The following is an 18,176-nucleotide window of genomic DNA, read 5'->3' on the forward strand; positions in this document are numbered from 1 at the left end:
GCAAACAAAAAAGAGGAGCCCTTTTACAGGCTCCTCTTCCCGACGGTGTTTGATCGTTCGAGTCTCTTCACATCTAACACTTCACATTATTAAGATTACTTGGGCACCGCTTATTGCTTTCCGGTTTTAACGGATAGCTTTTGGCGTGTGTGTTCAGAAGTGCTCTGCGGCACAACCCCTCGCTTTCATAAAAGCTAAGTGATTAAATAAGTTCCTCCTGCAGCCCTAGCACCAAAAGGTCCAACGGAACCACACCTCTCTTCACACCGTCAACACTATATTTCACAAAATCGGCGGAACTTATACATCGTTTTTTTAAAAAGCGGAAACTTCTTTTTTCGTCTCATGGATCGCGCTCTTTTGTTCCGCATCCTTGGAGTTGATCATGTAGACCGTTTCGCCCGCAAAAAATACGATCACTAAACCAATGACAACCATCATTTTGATCGTTGTCGCTTTATTTCTTTTCAGCATTTCATTATTTTCGGTTTTCAACGTTTGGGTCCACTTATCCTTGTTGGCAGTGCTCGCCGTTTGGCCGCAGGCGCAGCTTACGGGTGAGTGAAAAGAATAACCTTGCGAATTAACGCTGTACTGATCGGCTTGAACCGTATGTTTCCTGCCGCATGACGAACAACCTACCTCGATAAATTGTCTATAATCGTGAATAAATGTCATGTGCTGCTAGCCCCCAAGATGGTTGATTGATAGACTTAAAACCAAAATACGAACAAAAAAAACTTCCGGAATGCATATGAATTTCATACGCATTCCGGAAGATAACTATTGCTGACAAGTTTTAGCACTCACCCGCTGCAGCCGGTTTGCCTGCATCGGAAGCAGTACGGAATGATGAACCGCAGCCGCATGTAGCGCTGGCGTTCGGATTTTCGATCGTAAAACCGCCGCCCATTGCCGATTCTTTAAAATCAATAACGAGGCCGTTCAAATATTTGATGCTGTCCTCGTCAACGACTACTTTAAGGCCTTCCATGTCAATCGCTTTGTCTCCGGCATGCTCTTCATCGTCAAAGCCCATTCCATAGGAGAAGCCGCTGCAGCCGCCTTCTTTAACGCCGATACGCAGGAATAGCTCAGGACCGCCTTCTTCTGCGAGCATTTCTTTTATTTTGTCAGATGCCGTATCACTAATCGTGATCATGCTACATCCCTCCGTTTATCCGTATAATCAATTCGATTGCTTTTCACTTACTTATTTGTAGTATACTCCAGTTTGTTCAGTTGCTCAAGAGCAGCATGCCTACATCCTCATATCCCATTTGTTGGAAGATGAATTACTTTTCTTATTGCCCATGTTACGTATGAGGTTTATAATAGTTACAGCTTCTTTAAACGGAAAAGAAAGTTCTTTTTTTCACAAACTACTAAGTATCGAGGAGGCTTGGCCATGAACGTCGTAATACCGACAGAGGATACACATATGCAGCACATTATTGAGAAGGTGCGTCATGGAGAGCGTTTGACGCTTGAGGATGGCGTTTTCTTATATCAATCAGATGATCTGCTGACGATTGGGCAGCTAGCTAATGAGGTTGCCCTGCGCAAGAATGGCAAAAAGGTATATTTTATCGAAAACATGAGTCTTTATTTCACGAACGTCTGCGAAGCTCATTGCGCTTTCTGTAATTTCCGTAAAGATGAGGGCGAAGAAGGCTCCTACACCCTTAGCGGTCAGCAAATGATCGAATACGTCGAACAGCATTTCCACCCTGGTGTTCGTGAATTCCATATCGTCGGCGGCCATAATGCGAATGTTCCGTTCCAATATTATGTTGATTCGCTCAAAGCACTGAAGGATCGGTTTCCAGAGGTTACCCTTAAAGCTTACACAGCTGCGGAAATCGATTTTTTCTCGCGCATTAGCGGACTCACTTACCGTGATGTGCTTCAAGAGCTGATGAAAGCGGGCTTGCAATCCTTGACTGGCGGCGGCGCGGAAATTTTATCCGACCATTACCGTAAAAAAATGCGTGTGGACAAAGCCGACGTTACGCAATATTTGCAGGTTCACCGTACGGCGCATGAGCTTGGACTTCGGACGCACACGACGATGCTGTACGGATCGATCGAAACGAAGGAAGACCGCATTCGCCATTTGATGCATATCCGCGAGCTTCAGGATGAAACGAATGGTTTCCTTGTATTCATACCGCTTTCGATGCAGCCGATCAACCCAAGAGCCGGCATACGCCGCCGCAACTCGGCATTCGAGGATTTGAAAACCATCGCAATCAGCCGTTTGATGCTCGACAACTTCCAGCACATCAAAGCTTACTTTATCAACATCGGCGTGCAGCTGACGCAGGTTGCTCTAACGATGGGCGCATCCGATGCTCACGGCACGATCGTGAAGGAAAAGATCAGCCATGCCGCAGGCGCTTTAACGCCAGAGGGCATTACCCGCGAGGATTTGATTTGGCTTATTAAAGGCGCAGGCCGCATTCCGGTTGAACGCGACACGTTTTACAATGAAATCAAAGTTTATGAATGAGTAATCGACAGCACGGAAGCACAAAATAGAATCATCATCTAGAGGCGTGGAGTTGGAAATCATATGAGAAAACTTATTATTTTAGGCGGAGGCTATGGCGGGCTTGCCATCGCTAACGAATTATTGGAGAAGCAGCTGCCCATCGATGTCTCCATCGTATTGATTGACCGGATGCCGTTTCAAGGCTTGAAGACGGAATATTACGCGCTTGCCGCCGGAACGGTTTCGGACCTGGAGCTGCGTGTCAAATTCCCGGTTGATCCTAGAATTTCCTTGGCATACGGGGAAGTAACCGATGTCGACATGGAGCTAAAGCTTGTTCACATCGAAGGACAGGAATCGATGGAATACGAATGGCTTGTTATCGGCCTTGGCTGTACCGACAAATACCATGGCATCGAAGGTGCGGAGCAGTTCTCTACAAGCATCCAAACCTTCTCTGCCGCAAGGCAGACTTATGCGCAGCTGAATGACGTTAAGCCTTACGGTCAGGTTTCCATCGTAGGCGGAGGGCTTAGCGGTGTTGAGGTAGCCGCTGAGCTTCGCGAAAGCCGCCCGGACCTTAATATCCGCATCTTGGATCGTGGTCCGAGCGTATTGTCTGCTTTCCCGAGCAAGCTTCAATCTTTTGTAGCAGAATGGTTCGAGGAGCATAACGTAGAGATGCGCGGCCATGTCGGCTTAACGCGTGTCGAAGGCGGAATTTTGCATGATTGCAATTCCACAACGCCTATATATACAGACGTAACGGTATGGACGGCTGGCATTCAGCCCGTGCCGCTCGTTCAGCGTATGGATTTGCCAAAGGATAATCAGGGCAGACTAGTTATTAACGAATATCATCAATTGCCAGACCACAATGATGTTTATATCGTTGGCGACTGCGCAGCATTGCCGCTTTCTCCAAGCGGTCAAGCAGCAGGCGCGCAAGGCAAACAAATTGCCGAGGTGCTTCAAGCGATCTGGCATGACAAAACACCGAGGCTTGGCAAGATCAAGCTAAAGGGCGTGCTCGGCTCGCTCGGCAAGAAAAGCGGCTTCGGCCTTATGGGCGGCACAGCCATCATGGGCCGCGTGCCACGCCTCGTTAAGAGCGGCGTGCTCTGGCGCTCCAAGCGTCACCTAGGCTAGCTTCTTACAAATCATCCAGCAGCTTATCCAGCGCTTCTTTATCCGCTTGCTGCTGCTTGATTGCTTTTAAAATATTGGCATGCAGCTCGTCCACCGTTTCGGCGGATACGATCTCGCCATCGACCAAAGCGAATGGATTCAAATAACATTCGCCGCAATTGCCCAAGCAGCCGTATTCGGTTACTTCGAACTCATCATTTTGCTCAAATTCATTCATTATACGGTCAGTGCCATGATGCATATTGCTGGCACAAAATTCGATCATTGGTTTAAACATCATGCTTCACCTAACTTTACTTAGTTACTATCCATTTTCAATTGCTTCACTTTGTACTATAATAGGGGAGAAAGGAGATGATTGCAATGAGTGAACAAGTACAAGATACGATGTACGATGAAGTTTTGGACGTACTCGATAAGCTTCGTCCGTTTTTGCAGCGCGACGGCGGCGACGTTGAATTGGTAGATGTCGAAGGAGGCATCATCAAACTTCGTCTGATGGGTGCATGCGGAAGCTGCCCAAGCTCGACGATCACGCTTAAAGCGGGTATCGAACGTGCACTTCTCGAAGAAGTTGAAGGTGTAGTCGAAGTCGTTCAAGTATTTTAATAGATAAGAACGATTCAAGCTCGCCTCATGTTTGACAAAATAACGAAGAGTCTTACCGGCGCTGGGGAGCATGCCTCCTTAGCTTACCGGTAAGACTCTTTTTTTGTGTGAGCTTATAGTTTCATAGACAAGGCAGATTAGAACATGCCTTTGATGTTGGCTACGATCGGATCGAAGCCGCCCGTGACATCAATGACGTTGCCGGTCAAGAAATTGGAATTTATGTCACAGAGAAAAAGCACCACGCGCGCAACATCCTCCCCTGCGCCAGGGCGTCCAATCGGCGACTCGTTATCGTACTCTTCCTCTACCTCGGCAATGGACCGCTCCTTGTTCACGCCGCGAATATCGCCAGGACCGATTAGATTAACCGTGATGCCATGCGGCGCCTCTTCCACAGCTAGTGACTTCGTAAACGATACGAGCCCTGTCTTCGCAGCGGCATACACGGCACGGTGCGGCCAAGCTCTTGCCTCACCCGCGTGTCCAAAGCCAAAATGGACGATCCGCCCCCATTTGCGCTCGCGCATGCCCGGTAGAAGGCGGTGGTCGAGCAGCATGACGCCTAATAGATTGCCATGCAGCAGCCTAATGATCGTTTCTTCGTCGTATTCGCTGAAGAGCCGCCGCTTGCGGACGAACGGCCCGGCATTATTGACAAGAATGTCAACGCCGCCTGCCCACTGCTCCGCGGCATCCGCAAGCTTCGCCGCGCCTTCGGTCGTTGCAATATCGGCCTGCACCGTAATCGCTTTAACTCCCAATTGCTCGATCTGTGCCTTAACTTGCCTTGCTTCAAGTTCGCTCTCGTAGTAATTAATAACAACATTGCAGCCTTGCTCGGCAAGCTGAAGCGCCGTACGTTTGCCAAGCCCCTTCGCGCTGCCTGTTACTAACGCGGTTTTGCCCTTGAGTCCCACGAGTGTTCCCCCTTTGGGATTATTGATGCTTGTTTCGCATTAATCCGCATGCATATTGAAACGTTAACAGCAGCGATTCCATCGCCAGATACAGCCCCTGCGTTAAATCAGCTGATTGTTCAGCGAGGTTCTCAAGCTTGATCTCCTCGCCATACATACGGCTGCTTTGGATCAAATCATCCTGCATTTCCGAATTCATATAATGAATTTCGGTATTTCTGCGCTTGCGCAGCCTTGTCATCGGTTCCTTGTATTTCTCCTTCACATCGTTCAGTTTCCAAGTCAGCTCCGGATGTGCTTTCTTCTCGCGCATATTGCGCAAAACCGTAAAATAGGAGAAATGTGACTTTATCCGCTCGGTTCTCATGTCTAAAAGCTCATTCAGCAGTGTGCCAAGCTTATCAAGCAAGGAGAAAACGCGAATAAAGGCATTTTTATCAAAGTAGATATAACGATTATAATGGATTCTCTCTTCATCTGTCATTTGCTTAACCGAAGAGGAAGTAATTTTATGCTGAAAATGCAGCGCAACATAGTGGCTTTGCTCAAGCTCATCTAATGACGAGCGAAGGCCTAACGTCCATATTTCGTACTTGCGAAGCTTTCCGATATCTCCGCCTGCCGCCATTTTTTTGGACAAGATCGAAACGAACTGATCCATTAAACGGAACGTTTCTGCAAGTGTTCCTTCCGCTTCTCTTAGGGGCTCATTAAACAGGAAACGCAGCATAATCGAACAGTCCCTTCTGCATGAGAATGACGAATTTTTTTTTCAGCAAAAACTATTAAAGCTTGTATTCACTCCAGCGCTTATCAACCAGCTTCACGATATCCTCGCGCGGGAACAATTCATCCGGGTATCCCGGCTTCATTCTCGCATCGATTACGACTGGAAGCTTGTAGCCAAAGTGGTGACGGCGAATATCTGAATTCGCGTATATATCGTCCGCTGGATTAAACCGCGTGAATACCGTCCACAAGAACGGCGTTTGCGCGGCAGCGATGGCCGCATCATCAGCAAGGATAACGAGCGGCCACTCTGTTTCCTTCTCCGTCAGGCGCTCAAGCAGCCGCTGTGCCAGCTTCGGCTCCTGCTCATAGGATGCACCGGAAACGACTAAGCAACCCCGGCAATAAGGCTGTGCAGCCGTAATCTCATCGATTGCTCCTTCGGTATAGTCGCTTGGCAGCTCGCGAATCGGTTCGCCAACGCCCAGCATAACCCCTTTGCTGCCGTGGTTCAGCTTGCCGCCCGTGTAATCAAGCGTATCATGGGATGTATTATCAAAAATAAACAGGTCTGTTTCCGGCCGGAAGCGTTCCAGCACCGTTTCAAGCAGCACCGGGAAATTTTCAAGCTCTACAGGCTGATTCGTAACGATCAGAAATTTGGTGAGCGTTAGCTGTCCTTCTCCCAAGATGCGGAATGCAGACGTTAGCGCTTCACGCGAGTAGCTTTCCCTAACGACGGCTGCGGCAAGCGCATGGAAGCCGGTCTCCGCGTATGTCCATAAATCCTTAACCCCAGGCATAGCCATCGGGAATGCCGGCGAGAGCAGCTTTTGCAAAAACTCGCCCATATAATAATCCTCTTGGCGCGGCTTGCCGACTATGGTCGCAGGATAGATGGCATCTTTCCGATGCCACATATGGCTGACGTTGAATATCGGAAAATCATGCATCAAGGAATAATAGCCGTAATGGTCGCCAAAAGGTCCCTCTGCCCGCTTAATATGCGGCGGCACATGGCCGCTCAGCACAAATTCCGCTTCTGACGGAATGCGATGCGAGCCGTTCGGGTCTTTGACGACCGGCAGCTTGCCGCCCATAATAAGCGACGCAAGCAGCAGCTCAGGCAAATGCTCCGGTACAGGAGCGATTGCCGATGCAATTAGAGCGGGAGGCCCGCCGAGAAAAACAGAAACCGGCAGCGCTTCGTTCCGTTTCTCTGCTTCGTGGTAATGGAAGCCGCCGCCTTTATGTATTTGCCAGTGCATGCCTGTTGTGGAATCATCAAAGATTTGCATTCTGTACATGCCAAGATTGTGCTGCTTTCGGTGCTCCGGATGTTCCGTATAGACGAGCGGCAACGTGATGAACGGACCGCCGTCATCCTGCCAGCTTGTAATCGCAGGCAAACCTGCAAGCGGATTTTCGCGTTTGCAGGCCTGTAGAATAGGCGCGCCGCCGGCAGGAACCTCTTTCATTCCTACCTTAAGCATATCCCAGATTAAGTTTTTTTCGCCCCATATCGCCTTAGGCGTCGGCGGCAGAACGCGGTCTACCGCTCCTATAATTTGTTTCATAAGCGCTTCGGGCCGCGGGCCGAATGCAAGGTCAACCCGGCGGCTTGTCCCGAATAAATTCGTCACGATGGGGAACGGGCTCCCTTTCACATTTGTGAATAATAAAGCGGGCCCTCCCGCATCGATTACACGCCGATGAATTTCTGCTACCTCTAGATTAGGATCTACGGGTGCATCTATAATTGCCAAATCATTTTCACGCTTTAACACGTCCAAAAACTCACGTAAATTTTTAAAGCTCACTTATCCTCCACGCCCTTCCCTTAGCCGCCACGAACGAATTAATATATCCATTAAAATTCCAAACAGACCGGTAACGATAAGATTATGCAATAAATTGGTGAACAAAAACCAATTCGAATTCGAAATCGTATACGTCAGCAGCGCGCCGCTGAATATTTGCGTAATAACGAGCCCCAAAGTCCATGCTGCCGGCTTCGTCAAACCCGCTCCGCCGATGCTTACTTTGCGAATATGAATAAACAAGCCTGCCAAGCTGATAGCTAGCGTCATCGCTGCCAGCCGGTGTATGAATACAGCCCCTGTTGCGCCGCTAATCTCCGGAACGACCTCTCCGTTGCATAACGGCCAGCCTATGCAGCCGCCGCCTGAATCGGTATGCCGAATGAAAGCGCCAAGATAAACGACAATGTAACAAAAAATCGCAGTTGCCAGCACGCGAGGAAATATCGAGCGCGGTACTTTAAATTCCACTGGAGGTCCGTTTTTAGCTCGGAACGTCCAGATCACGAGCAGCAGCGTCGCAGCAAACGCGATTAACGATATGCCAAAATGAATGGCCATTATCGGCGGCGATTGCGGCCACATGACGGCTGCCGCCCCCATTAGCGCTTGAATAATGGTGAACAGCAATGCGCCTCCCGCATAAAACAATGGCTCACTGTAGCCAGCGCGGTTTTTTCTGAATTTCAAAAACATGGAAAGACATGTAGCGAGAACAAGCAGGCCTTCAAAGCCGGTCACAAGACGATGCGAGTATTCAATCATGGATTCAATCGTATAAGCAGGAATAAACTTTCCATGACACAACGGCCAATCATCACCGCAGCCGCGCCCTGAATCTGTATTCGTGACTAATGCTCCGCCGAGCAGTACAAGAAGCATTCCGATGCACGCAGCGATAGCTAACGCGCGAAAACGCCCGGTTACCATAATAAAATCACCTTATTTCATGTTTTAATAACAGTTCAATTATAGCCATAAAAAAAGGCAAAAGCCATGTTGAAAATGTGACACTTCCGAGTAGAAGCGCGATAAAAAAGGAAAGCCCGCACGAGAAGGAATGCTTTTCCCTCTAGCGCGGACTAACGATTACTTATGGGTCAGCGCATCGCTGACTTGTATAGCTCGATCTACGAATTCCTCGATTTCATCACGCGTCTTGCGCAACTTGCTTACGAAGCGCACGAGCTCCTGGCTTTCGCGGAAAGCGATAAAGCTTGGTATCCCTAAAATGTTAAGCTCGGAGCAAAGGTCGGGAAGATCGTCGCGATCAAGCTCTACGAAAGTGACCTTTCCTTCGTAATGACGCTCCAGATCAGGCATAAATGGGTCAATAAAGTGACAATCCTTGCACCAAGTCGTTTTGAATACGGCAATCGTGAGTCCTTCGCTTGCAACCGCCTCACGAAACTGCGCATCTGTCGTTAACTTTTTCATGTAGCACCCCTAAACGAATCGTAATGAAACCGCTGCGGTATCGATAACTACTGCTTAGACTTCCCGGTCGAGCGTAAATATTCTCATCTCATCGCTAATAACCGACCAGCCAATCTTTGCTTTTAGCGCAGATGCTAAATTACGCGCCGGAACATACGTTACTCCGTCAATAACGGTGACTGGGAAAGACCATTTTACGTTTTTGCCTTTGACGACCGCAGCATCGCTGCCGTTCTTCAACAGAATCGTCGTGTTCGTCGCTTCGTCGAATACCTTTAAGCTTTTTGTATTCTTATCATAAGTAAGCTTGCCGCCAAGCTGTTCAACCGTATCGCGGAGCGGAATGATCGTAATATTGCCTGCCGTTACAATAGCCGGATTATAATATTGGTATGAGTACCAAGTAATATTTTGTTTATTGATGTGAAGCTTGTTTTTGAGCAAGTCATAAAGGGTTGAATTCTCATTAAATTGCTTAAGCACTTGATAGCCCTGCATGTTAAACAGCTTATCAATAGGTACCGCATTTTCTGAAGCGACAGGCACTTCAGCCTTAACCGTGCCGTTCACATTCCAAGACTCGCTTTCTACCTTGAGCGTTATGCCCTTAAATGGAAGCACGCCGTATTCCAGCTCTGCGACTGGCACGTAAGTAAGCTCATAAGCCTGCTTGCGGATATCAAGCTTGCTGTCGACATAAACATCGGCTTTAATCGTTAACGCTTTGCTTAACCCATCAATCATTTCTTTGTCGTCTTCCGCAAGCTGGTTAAGCTCTCCTTGCAGCTCCGTTAGAAGAAGCGCAATGCCATCGGTTGTTTCCTTCAACACTTGGGCTTGATCAGGAGCATCGATTCCGCTTTCTTCAAATGGGTTTATCGTCCCGGCAGCCGCCCAAACATCCGGGTTGGTTTTAAGAATTTCGAACACGCCTGCTACCATTTTATCCAGGCCTGCACGGTCAGCGACTAGTGCATCCACATATTTTTTCACCCAAGTCCAAATCTCAGCACCGGTCATGTCGATATGTACTTGCATCAAAGAAGTTGAGGTTCCGTAAATCGATTCCGTTACGGGCTTCACATCGATGCGCTCCGGGTTCGGCAAGTTTTGAATGACATATGTACCGACTGTATCGATCATTTGGTGGCCAAGCTCCGTAAGAGCAGCCTGATCCAGCTTAGTCGCATCCGCGGCTGCAGCTTCTCCGGTCAAGCCCGTCAAATCTGACATGCCGGTCAAACCAAGCAAGCCATTGCTCGTCAGATCAAGCACAAAAGGCTGCTTTGCGCCTTCCAGCTCCAATACCGCAAGCTTATCGGACATTTTCAACGAAAATTTAATGCTCGTCGCGTCTCCCAAAATCAAACTGCCGTCGAAGGATACATGCGAGTTATCCTGTGCTTTTACGTTATCAAGCTGCAATTTTAAATGGGATACGAGCTTCATCAACGCGAGCTCCTCTTTCGAAGAACCCTCGTAAGCCGCTTCATCAAGCAGAAGCTGCAGCTCTACCGATTGTTTGCCTTCGCTTGAAGTTACCTTAAGGGAATTTTTCAACACCGTATTGAAATCAAGATTGGAAATAGCCTGGCAGCCCGCTGCGAATACGAGTGTAAACGCTAATAAAAGCACGATCAGCTTGCTAGGTTTTGCGAAAATTTTTCTCATTCATTCGTCTCCTTTTATAACGATAAGTAGTAGTCCGTCTTTATTTACAAACTCTACTCATTGTACAGGAGACACTATGCATTGTAAATGTATGGAAAGAGCTAGTTTTGTCGAATTTGTTAGGTTTTTTCCGCTAAAAATGGCGTTTCTAGCGTCTTGATCTCAACCAGCTTATGCCGCCTATCCCATTTGATCGTCCAGTTGAAAAAATGGCAAAAATCCCGCAAAGAGATCAGGTTCTCTTGCGTATCCTGATTTTTGGAGAAACCTATATCCACAGCCTCTTGCCCATCCATAATCAAAATGGCCGCATCGCCGTTTTTTTCCGTTCTGTCGCCCAAATGCTTCAGCTTTTCGATCAGCTCTTCTTCGGTTTCTCCCGTTTTCGCTCCGTTAACTCGGTAGCCCGTATGATGAAATCTCGTATTTATGCCCTCTCTTGTACTAAACCTAATCGGAATGCCTGCCTCATTCGTCAGCTCCGAGACAACCGCATTGTATGCTCCAAATGGAAAGGCGATTGCGCTTTGCGTATTTCCGAGCTCGCTTCGCAGCGATTCCTCCGCCTTGCGCAAATCCGCGATCACGCGCTTCACGTATTCATCCTTTGTTTCGATCCTTTGATTCTTTTTGTCATAAATAGGCCTCACCATAACAGGCGTTGTGTCGCCGGCTTCATTCACCGCGCTATATTGATGCATGTCATAGGTATGGCTGCGAAAGCTCATCCCCTCCTTCTGCATCGCCCTCATTTGATCCCAGCCAAGCTTCGTTGTTTCCGGCTTCGTATGGTCACCGACCGAAGAGACGATGACAAAGCTGACCGCCGAGTAGCCGTATTTCTTCAAAATAGGAAAAGCGTACTGATAGAAGCTTTCATAGCCGTCATCAAAAGTAATCAATACCGCATTATCCGGCACTTCGCCATTGGCTAGCATAAAGCTTTCATACTGCGCTAAACTGATGACTTTAAATCCATTTTGCTTCAATAAGCTCATCTGCTTCTCAAATCGCTCGACCGCTATAATCGAATCGCCTTTTGGAACGGGCTTAATATCATGATACATAAGTACGGCTACCTCATCGGAATAATAAGCACCTTCGTTTTTGGGAGGCAAAGTCAGCCATTCTATTTGCTTCTGTGATATTTCCTCAAGATAAGCCTCCGGTACCATCAGTCTGCCGTCACGGATGCGCGCCGACGCTTTTGTCTCGATTTTGTTGTCATTGACTACAAACTGGAGATTCACCTTCTTATCGTTCGAGCAGCCTGACGTCAGCCATCCTACCATCATGGCAACAGCGATTACGGATGCAATTGCGGTTTGTTTTATACGATCCAAAGCGCTTATCCTCCTTAGTCTTATTAATAAGTAGTGTAGAGGACGGATCTTATCGACCGCACTTCTTCCTGCTTAACATTTGCTTAAATAAATCTTAAGTTTTGCTATGCGCCAGCGGAAAACGTGTTTCAAACACCGTCTCCTTCGCCGTGCTGGTTACCGTAATCAGGCCGTTATGCGCTTCGATGATGCTTTTCGTAATCGCCAAACCAAGCCCGGTGCCTCCCGTTTCAGCTGACCGCGCTTGGTCAACACGGTAAAAACGGTCAAAAATATAAGGAATATCTTTGGCCGGAATTTGCTCGCCATAGTTAACGATTTGAATAATCGCCTCATCTTGCGCCTTCTCCATACGAATATCGATCGATTTTCCGGCATGGCCGTATTGAATCGCATTGGCAATGAGATTGTCGTAGGCGCGTACGAGCAAATCGCCGTCTGCCATAATCCATAAGGCATCCTCCGCCCCCTGAATGCGGCAGCTCATCCCCGCCTTCTCCAGACTAGGAACAAATTCCTCGGCGAGCTGCATCGTGAAACCAACGATGTCAAGCTCCTCCATCGCGAGCGGCATGCCGTTGTTCAGCTTCGTATATTCAAATAAATCATCGATTAACCGTTTCAAATGCTGCGATTTCTCGAAGGCAATGTTTACGAAATAACGCAGCTCCACCTCGTCCTGATAACGGTCGTTTTCAATAAGCTCTAGAAACCCCAATATGGACGTAAGAGGCGTGCGTAAATCATGCGATACGCCCGTTATCAAATCGTTTTTCGTTTTCTCGGCATTTCTTTCTTCCTGCAGCAATTGCTTGAATTGCTCGCCGAGGATGTTGATGCTGCTGGCAATCTCTCCTAGCTCATCTGCGGCTTTGACCGGGATAACATGATCGAGCTTTCCCTCCGCCATCTGCTGAAGCCCTTGGCGTATTTCTTTTAAATACAAAATCATATTCCTACTCGTCCAGAAAAAGAAGGCAAGAAACAGCAAGCAGCCGAATACCGCAATAACAGGCGTTGAGCCGATATGGTTCACGATCCAATCCAAGGTACCATGATAGGAGGTATGTTGGATGAGAATATAAGCGATCAAATGCCCTATTATAACGAAGCCAACCATCAGCCCTAAGCTTTGCAGAAACGCGTACATAAACGTCCAGCGAATGGTGCGGAACAGCTTGTTGCCCATCGCCTTGCGATTTATTAGCTTCCAATAGCCGATGCCAAAAAACAAAATAACGGCAGCAATCATCATCACGGTAGAACCGATATTTTCTACGATCCATTGCAATGGCTTGTCGTAAGGCGGAATGTCAATCATGAAAGCAATCAGCAAGCGAGCTGCGAACGCCAGCAGCAATGCTGCACCTAAGCTTACAGAAGCAGCTATATTAAACTTTATCATGTCATCACCTTTATTTGTATGTTCATGTTCGCTACGCTAGCATGCATCACAAGCTGGAAGCTGCTGCTATAGCGCCTCCATTTTATAGCCGATCCCCCATACCGTTTTTATAAACTTTGGCTTTTGGGTATCCTTTTCAATTTTTTCCCGGATTTTGCGGATATGGACCATGACTGTATTTTTGGATTCCATAAACGGCTCGTTCCAAGCTTCCTCGTAAATTTTATCCATGCTCAAAACGATGCCCCGATTGACTGCCAGTAGCTTAAGAATCGCAAATTCGCGAGGCGTCAGCTTAATCTCCTGCTGGTCGACGGTAACGGTATGCGTCGCTGTATTGATAATAAGATCATCGATAATCATTTCGTTATCGTTAAGGACCGCTTTGGCATGAAACTGCTTCGCTCTGCGTATATGCGATTTGACGCTTGCCAGCAGCACCAGCGGGCTGAAGGGTTTAGTCACATATTCGTCCGCTCCGAGGCTTAAGCCCGATATTTTATCGATATCCTGCGTTTTAGCTGAAAGCATGATGATCGGGATATGGTTTTTTTCACGAATTTTCATGCAGGCCTCTAGACCATCCATAACAGGCATCATTACATCAAGGATAATAAGATCAACCTTATGATTTTTTAACTGCTCCAGCGCTTCAAGCCCGTTAGACGCCTTCAGCATCGTGAAACCGTCATTTTTAAAATATATGTCCATCAAGCTTAAAATCTCTTTCTCATCGTCTACCATAAGAATAGTTTCCCTATTCATTCCTATACTCCCTTCAATCTGTCTCTATCTCTAAATATAGCACGATATCCATCATTTGGTTATTATCTGAAAAATAAAAAAAAGGCTGTTCCGGCTAGCAGCAGATGCCGCTTTAGGAACAACCTATTTTACAGCGATTTTCCGAACAAATCTATTTGCCGAGCTATCAAACTGCTTTTCTATAAAAAGGCTTTAAAATAAGATTCAGCACCTTGCGCAGCGGGCCTGGGAATGATCGTACATCCTCCGGCGTAATAACCCGAAGCGCTGCCAGTAAAACGATGTATAATCCGCCTACTACGATCGACGTGACTGCTCCTGCCGCCAGATAAGACAGTTTGTTAGCCCATGCATCCGTCAGCGCTAGCACACCGTACTCTGCTCCCCAGCCAGCGAGCGCCGGCACAGCAATTGCAACCATATAGGCCACCCATTTGCTGCCGAGCACGTTCAGCTTAACTTCTTTATTGATCGCTCTTATGTTGAGCATCGTAATGACGATAAAACAAATGGTTGAACCTATAATAAGGCCGTATACGCCAAGCACTGGCGCAAGCGCAATACTGGAAACAACCTTAAGTCCCAAACCGATGAACGTATGGTTCATAGGCAGCTTAGGCTGATTTAATCCATACAAAATCGAATTCGATGTCATCATCGTAATTTGAAAAATCGCACCCGCCGTAAGCATAGCTACTGTGCCGCTGCCGCCCGGGCTTGTAAAGAGCAGACCCGTAACGGAATAAGAAGCTACGGTCAGCAGCAAGGCAACCGGTACGCCTGTAAAACAGACGATCCGCATCACGAGCGACGATTGACGCTGCACTTCCTTCATATTGTTAAGCGAAAAAGCCGACGAAATGACAGGGATAATGGAAGCCCCAAGCGCAATGGCCAAAATAGGCGGAATGCCGGCAATGCCCATCGCCTTCGTCGTATAATCGGCCAACACCCTCGTAGCCGAATTTTCGTTATAAAAAGATTGCGTCAGCCTCATAAACAGCGTCATATCAAAAAAGTATAAAAATTGCACAGTCATTGCCGTTACTACCGCTGGAATCGAGGTGCGGAATATCTCTTTATAGATCGTACGATAAGGCAAGTTAGAACTCTGCAGCTTATCCTGTTCAATTGCCGAGGACTTCACAGCCTCCGCTTGATCCTGTTTCTTCAGCTTACGCCAAAACCACATCATTACCGAAAATGCGCCAATGCTTCCGAGCACGGAGCCAAAGGCAATCGCCGCAGCGCCGTACTTATCGCCCCAGCCCCAGCCGAGTACGATAAGCGCTAGCCCGATACCGCCGATGAGCCGTAAAATCTGTTCCATAATTTGCGAGATGCCGCCAGCGGACATAATTTGTCTGCCCTGAAAATAACCGCGCATCATCGCGATAATCGGAAACAGCAGCAGTGCAGGAGCGATTGCTTGCAAAGATAAGACGGAATCCGGCACCTTCGATATTCGTTCATAAGCAGGGGCAAACACAAACATGGCAGTAGCTAGAAGCACCCCTGTTACGGTACCGAACATCAAGGCCGCCTTGTAAATACGCTTAGCCTCGCCGGGCCTTCCAAGCGCATAACGCGTTGAAATCATTCTGCTTATGGATAGTGGAATGCCTCCTGTAGCGATCGTTAGCAGAAGCAAATAAATCGTATTGGCTGAGTTAAAGGCTGCCTGCCCTGCGGGCCCAAGCATGTAATCGAGCGGAATACGCTGGAATAGCCCAAGAAACCGCACGATCAGCGCAGCGGCAGCTAATATAAGCGTGCCTTTAATTAATGAGTCTTTTTTTAACATAATGGTCTGTCCAAGTCTCCCTATCCTTTATTGCCAATGGGCTCAAGCGGCTGGTGGTTTCCGCGAACGGGCGCAGCCGCGTTCGATGGCACTGCCCAGCGCACGCCGTTCTGAATGACCTGCAGCACCTGTGGGTTATAGTAAGTTGGGTAAGTTTCATGCCCCGGACGGAAATAAAAGATTTTGCCTTGTCCGCGACTAAACGTGCAGCCGCTGCGGAATACTTCTCCGCCTTCGAACCAGCTTACGAACACAAGCTCATCCGGCGCTGGAATATCAAAATGCTCGCCGTACATTTCCTCATGCTCCAGCGTAATGTATTCCGGCAAGCCGGCAGCAATCGGATGTGACGGATTAACGACCCAGATCCGTTCCTTCTCGCCCGCTTCACGCCACTTTAAATCGCAGCCCGTTCCCATCAGCTTTTTGAAAATTTTCGAGAAATGGCCGGAATGCAGAACAATTAAGCCCATGCCCGCAAGCACGCGCTGCTGCACGCGCTCCACAATGGCATCATCCACCTGGTCATGCCCCATGTGACCCCACCATATCAGAACATCCGTATTCGCTAAGCGATCCACCGTAAGCCCGTGTTCAGGCTCCTCAAGCGTCGCCGTTGCCACTTCAATATCTCCGCTTGCGATTCCTTTGGCCAACGCTTGGTGAATGCCGTCCGGATAGACGTTTTTCACTTCATCATGAATTTTTTCATGCAAAAATTCATTCCATACCGTTACGTTAATCATCGTGTTATCCACCTTTTCAACTAGTCACACTTTAGAAAATAAGCCACAATACAAACAGCACGATCATAGCCAGCTGCAAAACAACCTTCACAACTACGCTCGTGAATAAACCAACAACCGATCCAAGGCCTACCTTCAGCGATTTCTGAATGTTTGTTCCGATAATGATTTCTCCAATTACAGCACCAACGAACGGACCGATAATAAGGCCAAGTGCAGGAATGACAAAGGGTCCAAAAATAAGGCCGATCGTACTGCCGATAACCGAGGCTCGGGAGCCGCCAAATCGTTTGACGCCCCATGCGCTGACCGCATAGTCGGCAATAAACAGCGCGATAACTATGATCGTCTGAATGCTCCAAAACAAAAAGCCGAACTCGCTAAACGAGAAAAACCAGCCATAAACAAAAAATGCCCCATATATGGCAAGCGCTCCGGGCAAGATCGGATAAATAGCCCCGGCCATCCCGACAACGAATAGCAGAATAACTAATATCCAGCCTAAAATATCCATACGTTCCTCACCCTTTCAAAACGTATCGCTTGATGACTTCCGCTACTCCATGCTCGTTGTTCGTAAATGTAATGAAGTCAGCCGCTTCCTTAACGGCTTCCTGTGCATTGCCCATCGCCACGCCAAGTCCGGCCTCGCGGATCGCCGCAATATCATTTAAGCTGTCCCCAACGGCAATGACCTGCGACATTTCGATATTAAGCAGGCCGCACAGCTCTTGAAGCGCGCTTGCCTTCGAGACGCCAAGTGGATTAAGCTCCAAATTATGAGGAGAGGAATTCGTAATTTCAAGCGCACCCCAGCTCTGCACTTCAGCTAGCAGCTTCTCTCTAATGCTGTCATCCTCGGTGTAATAGCCGAACTTCAGCCAATGATGCGACGCATAGTCGCCAGCGGGGCTGATCCATTTTTCCTTATTGTAAATCTCATCAGCGGTATAAGCCCAGAACCATGGCTCGCCATGTGCAAGAGCAAGCTCATGCAGCCTTTGCACATAAACAGCGCTGAGATGCGTGCGCTTGTGCAGCACATGCGGGCGATGCCATATTTCACTGCCGTTTACCGTAATCATCGGCGTTTCCAGCTTCAGTTGCTCCGCGAAAGGCAGCGCGCTGCGGAAGCCGCGTCCGGTTGAAAAAATGACAATAACCCCTGCATCAAGCGCTTTTTGAATCCACTCCGCATTCTCTGCGCTAATTTCACTTTGTTCGTTAAGCAGCGTCCCGTCCATGTCGAGCGCAAGCAATTTGTAATCTCCCAATATTGTGCCT

The 18,176-nt window shown here is 48.0% G+C and carries 19 protein-coding genes; 3 read left to right on the forward strand and 16 right to left on the reverse strand.

Annotated elements, in window-relative coordinates:
- Positions 1–315: 315 nt before the first annotated feature.
- Complete coding sequence (locus tag ADU23_RS01135) at positions 316–678, reverse strand: hypothetical protein (RefSeq protein WP_053372057.1); 363 nt, start codon at positions 676–678, stop codon at positions 316–318.
- Between the two features lie 121 nt (positions 679–799).
- The gene (gene erpA, locus ADU23_RS01140) at positions 800–1,162 is read right to left on the reverse strand and encodes an iron-sulfur cluster insertion protein ErpA (RefSeq protein WP_053372058.1); all 363 of its coding nucleotides are present in this window, start codon (positions 1,160–1,162) and stop codon (positions 800–802) included.
- A gap of 246 nt (positions 1,163–1,408) precedes the next feature.
- On the opposite strand from erpA, the gene mqnE reads away from it, so the two are divergent.
- Together mqnE and ADU23_RS01150 are read left to right on the forward strand one after the other, a co-directional pair.
- Complete coding sequence (mqnE, locus tag ADU23_RS01145) at positions 1,409–2,512, forward strand: aminofutalosine synthase MqnE (protein WP_053372059.1); 1,104 nt, start codon at positions 1,409–1,411, stop codon at positions 2,510–2,512.
- Between the two features lie 63 nt (positions 2,513–2,575).
- Positions 2,576–3,643, forward strand: coding sequence for an NAD(P)/FAD-dependent oxidoreductase (locus tag ADU23_RS01150; RefSeq protein ID WP_053372060.1), 1,068 nt, complete (start codon positions 2,576–2,578; stop codon positions 3,641–3,643).
- A 4-nt stretch (positions 3,644–3,647) separates the two neighbouring features.
- Here the strand turns inward: ADU23_RS01150 and ADU23_RS01155 are convergent, their stop codons facing one another.
- The gene (locus ADU23_RS01155; RefSeq protein ID WP_053372061.1) at positions 3,648–3,920 is read right to left on the reverse strand and encodes a YuzB family protein; all 273 of its coding nucleotides are present in this window, start codon (positions 3,918–3,920) and stop codon (positions 3,648–3,650) included.
- An 86-nt stretch (positions 3,921–4,006) separates the two neighbouring features.
- On the opposite strand from ADU23_RS01155, the gene ADU23_RS01160 reads away from it, so the two are divergent.
- Positions 4,007–4,252, forward strand: coding sequence for a NifU family protein (locus ADU23_RS01160; RefSeq protein WP_053372062.1), 246 nt, complete (start codon positions 4,007–4,009; stop codon positions 4,250–4,252).
- 137 nt (positions 4,253–4,389) lie between these two features.
- Here the strand turns inward: ADU23_RS01160 and ADU23_RS01165 are convergent, their stop codons facing one another.
- The 13 genes from ADU23_RS01165 to ADU23_RS01225 all read right to left on the reverse strand — a co-directional run bounded on the left by ADU23_RS01165 (position 4,390) and on the right by ADU23_RS01225 (position 18,166).
- Entirely contained in the window at positions 4,390–5,172 is a 783-nt protein-coding gene (locus ADU23_RS01165) for an SDR family oxidoreductase (protein ID WP_053372063.1), read from the reverse strand.
- Between the two features lie 19 nt (positions 5,173–5,191).
- Entirely contained in the window at positions 5,192–5,902 is a 711-nt protein-coding gene (locus tag ADU23_RS01170) for a Cthe_2314 family HEPN domain-containing protein (RefSeq protein WP_053372064.1), read from the reverse strand.
- A gap of 55 nt (positions 5,903–5,957) precedes the next feature.
- Complete coding sequence (locus tag ADU23_RS01175) at positions 5,958–7,721, reverse strand: UbiD family decarboxylase (protein ID WP_053372065.1); 1,764 nt, start codon at positions 7,719–7,721, stop codon at positions 5,958–5,960.
- On the reverse strand, positions 7,722–8,651 hold the full coding sequence (locus ADU23_RS01180; RefSeq protein ID WP_053372066.1) for a COX15/CtaA family protein: 930 nt from the start codon (positions 8,649–8,651) through the stop codon (positions 7,722–7,724). It abuts the gene before it with no gap.
- A gap of 159 nt (positions 8,652–8,810) precedes the next feature.
- Positions 8,811–9,158, reverse strand: coding sequence for a thioredoxin family protein (locus ADU23_RS01185; RefSeq protein ID WP_053372067.1), 348 nt, complete (start codon positions 9,156–9,158; stop codon positions 8,811–8,813).
- Positions 9,159–9,212: 54 nt separating this feature from the next.
- Positions 9,213–10,829, reverse strand: coding sequence for a copper amine oxidase N-terminal domain-containing protein (locus ADU23_RS01190; RefSeq protein WP_053372068.1), 1,617 nt, complete (start codon positions 10,827–10,829; stop codon positions 9,213–9,215).
- A 119-nt stretch (positions 10,830–10,948) separates the two neighbouring features.
- Positions 10,949–12,172 carry a polysaccharide deacetylase family protein gene (locus tag ADU23_RS01195; protein WP_053372069.1) on the reverse strand — a complete coding sequence of 408 codons (1,224 nt, stop codon included), beginning with the start codon at positions 12,170–12,172 and terminating at the stop codon, positions 10,949–10,951.
- Between the two features lie 94 nt (positions 12,173–12,266).
- Positions 12,267–13,577 (reverse strand): sensor histidine kinase, encoded by a 1,311-nt coding sequence (locus tag ADU23_RS01200; RefSeq protein ID WP_331459216.1) that lies wholly within the window; start codon positions 13,575–13,577, stop codon positions 12,267–12,269.
- A gap of 66 nt (positions 13,578–13,643) precedes the next feature.
- Positions 13,644–14,342, reverse strand: a complete 699-nt coding sequence (locus ADU23_RS01205; protein WP_053372070.1) for a response regulator transcription factor — start codon at positions 14,340–14,342, stop codon at positions 13,644–13,646.
- 166 nt (positions 14,343–14,508) lie between these two features.
- Positions 14,509–16,146, reverse strand: coding sequence for a putative polysaccharide biosynthesis protein (locus ADU23_RS01210; RefSeq protein ID WP_053372071.1), 1,638 nt, complete (start codon positions 16,144–16,146; stop codon positions 14,509–14,511).
- A 20-nt stretch (positions 16,147–16,166) separates the two neighbouring features.
- Positions 16,167–16,892, reverse strand: coding sequence for a ThuA domain-containing protein (locus tag ADU23_RS01215; RefSeq protein ID WP_053372072.1), 726 nt, complete (start codon positions 16,890–16,892; stop codon positions 16,167–16,169).
- Positions 16,893–16,923: 31 nt separating this feature from the next.
- Entirely contained in the window at positions 16,924–17,406 is a 483-nt protein-coding gene (locus ADU23_RS01220) for a DUF456 domain-containing protein (protein ID WP_053372073.1), read from the reverse strand.
- 7 nt (positions 17,407–17,413) lie between these two features.
- Positions 17,414–18,166: a Cof-type HAD-IIB family hydrolase gene (locus tag ADU23_RS01225; protein ID WP_141680443.1), complete on the reverse strand. Its 753-nt coding sequence runs from the start codon at positions 18,164–18,166 to the stop codon at positions 17,414–17,416.
- Between the last annotated feature and the right edge of the window lie 10 nt (positions 18,167–18,176).

The organism is Paenibacillus sp. FJAT-27812, assembly GCF_001273905.1.
GTDB lineage: Bacteria > Bacillota > Bacilli > Paenibacillales > Paenibacillaceae > Pristimantibacillus.

Excerpts from the sequence above, each read along its gene's own strand:
- ADU23_RS01135 (WP_053372057.1), bottom strand. The coding sequence starts at position 678 with ATGACATTTATTCACGATTATAGACAATTTATCGAGGTAGGTTGTTCG.
- erpA (WP_053372058.1), bottom strand. The coding sequence starts at position 1,162 with ATGATCACGATTAGTGATACGGCATCTGACAAAATAAAAGAAATGCTC.
- mqnE (WP_053372059.1), top strand. The coding sequence starts at position 1,409 with ATGAACGTCGTAATACCGACAGAGGATACACATATGCAGCACATTATT.
- ADU23_RS01150 (WP_053372060.1), top strand. The coding sequence starts at position 2,576 with ATGAGAAAACTTATTATTTTAGGCGGAGGCTATGGCGGGCTTGCCATC.
- ADU23_RS01155 (WP_053372061.1), bottom strand. The coding sequence starts at position 3,920 with ATGTTTAAACCAATGATCGAATTTTGTGCCAGCAATATGCATCATGGC.
- ADU23_RS01160 (WP_053372062.1), top strand. The coding sequence starts at position 4,007 with ATGAGTGAACAAGTACAAGATACGATGTACGATGAAGTTTTGGACGTA.
- ADU23_RS01170 (WP_053372064.1), bottom strand. The coding sequence starts at position 5,902 with ATGCTGCGTTTCCTGTTTAATGAGCCCCTAAGAGAAGCGGAAGGAACA.
- ADU23_RS01180 (WP_053372066.1), bottom strand. The coding sequence starts at position 8,651 with ATGGTAACCGGGCGTTTTCGCGCGTTAGCTATCGCTGCGTGCATCGGA.
- ADU23_RS01185 (WP_053372067.1), bottom strand. The coding sequence starts at position 9,158 with ATGAAAAAGTTAACGACAGATGCGCAGTTTCGTGAGGCGGTTGCAAGC.
- ADU23_RS01190 (WP_053372068.1), bottom strand. The coding sequence starts at position 10,829 with ATGAGAAAAATTTTCGCAAAACCTAGCAAGCTGATCGTGCTTTTATTA.
- ADU23_RS01200 (WP_331459216.1), bottom strand. The coding sequence starts at position 13,577 with ATGATAAAGTTTAATATAGCTGCTTCTGTAAGCTTAGGTGCAGCATTG.
- ADU23_RS01205 (WP_053372070.1), bottom strand. The coding sequence starts at position 14,342 with ATGAATAGGGAAACTATTCTTATGGTAGACGATGAGAAAGAGATTTTA.
- ADU23_RS01210 (WP_053372071.1), bottom strand. The coding sequence starts at position 16,146 with ATGTTAAAAAAAGACTCATTAATTAAAGGCACGCTTATATTAGCTGCC.
- ADU23_RS01215 (WP_053372072.1), bottom strand. The coding sequence starts at position 16,892 with ATGATTAACGTAACGGTATGGAATGAATTTTTGCATGAAAAAATTCAT.
- ADU23_RS01220 (WP_053372073.1), bottom strand. The coding sequence starts at position 17,406 with ATGGATATTTTAGGCTGGATATTAGTTATTCTGCTATTCGTTGTCGGG.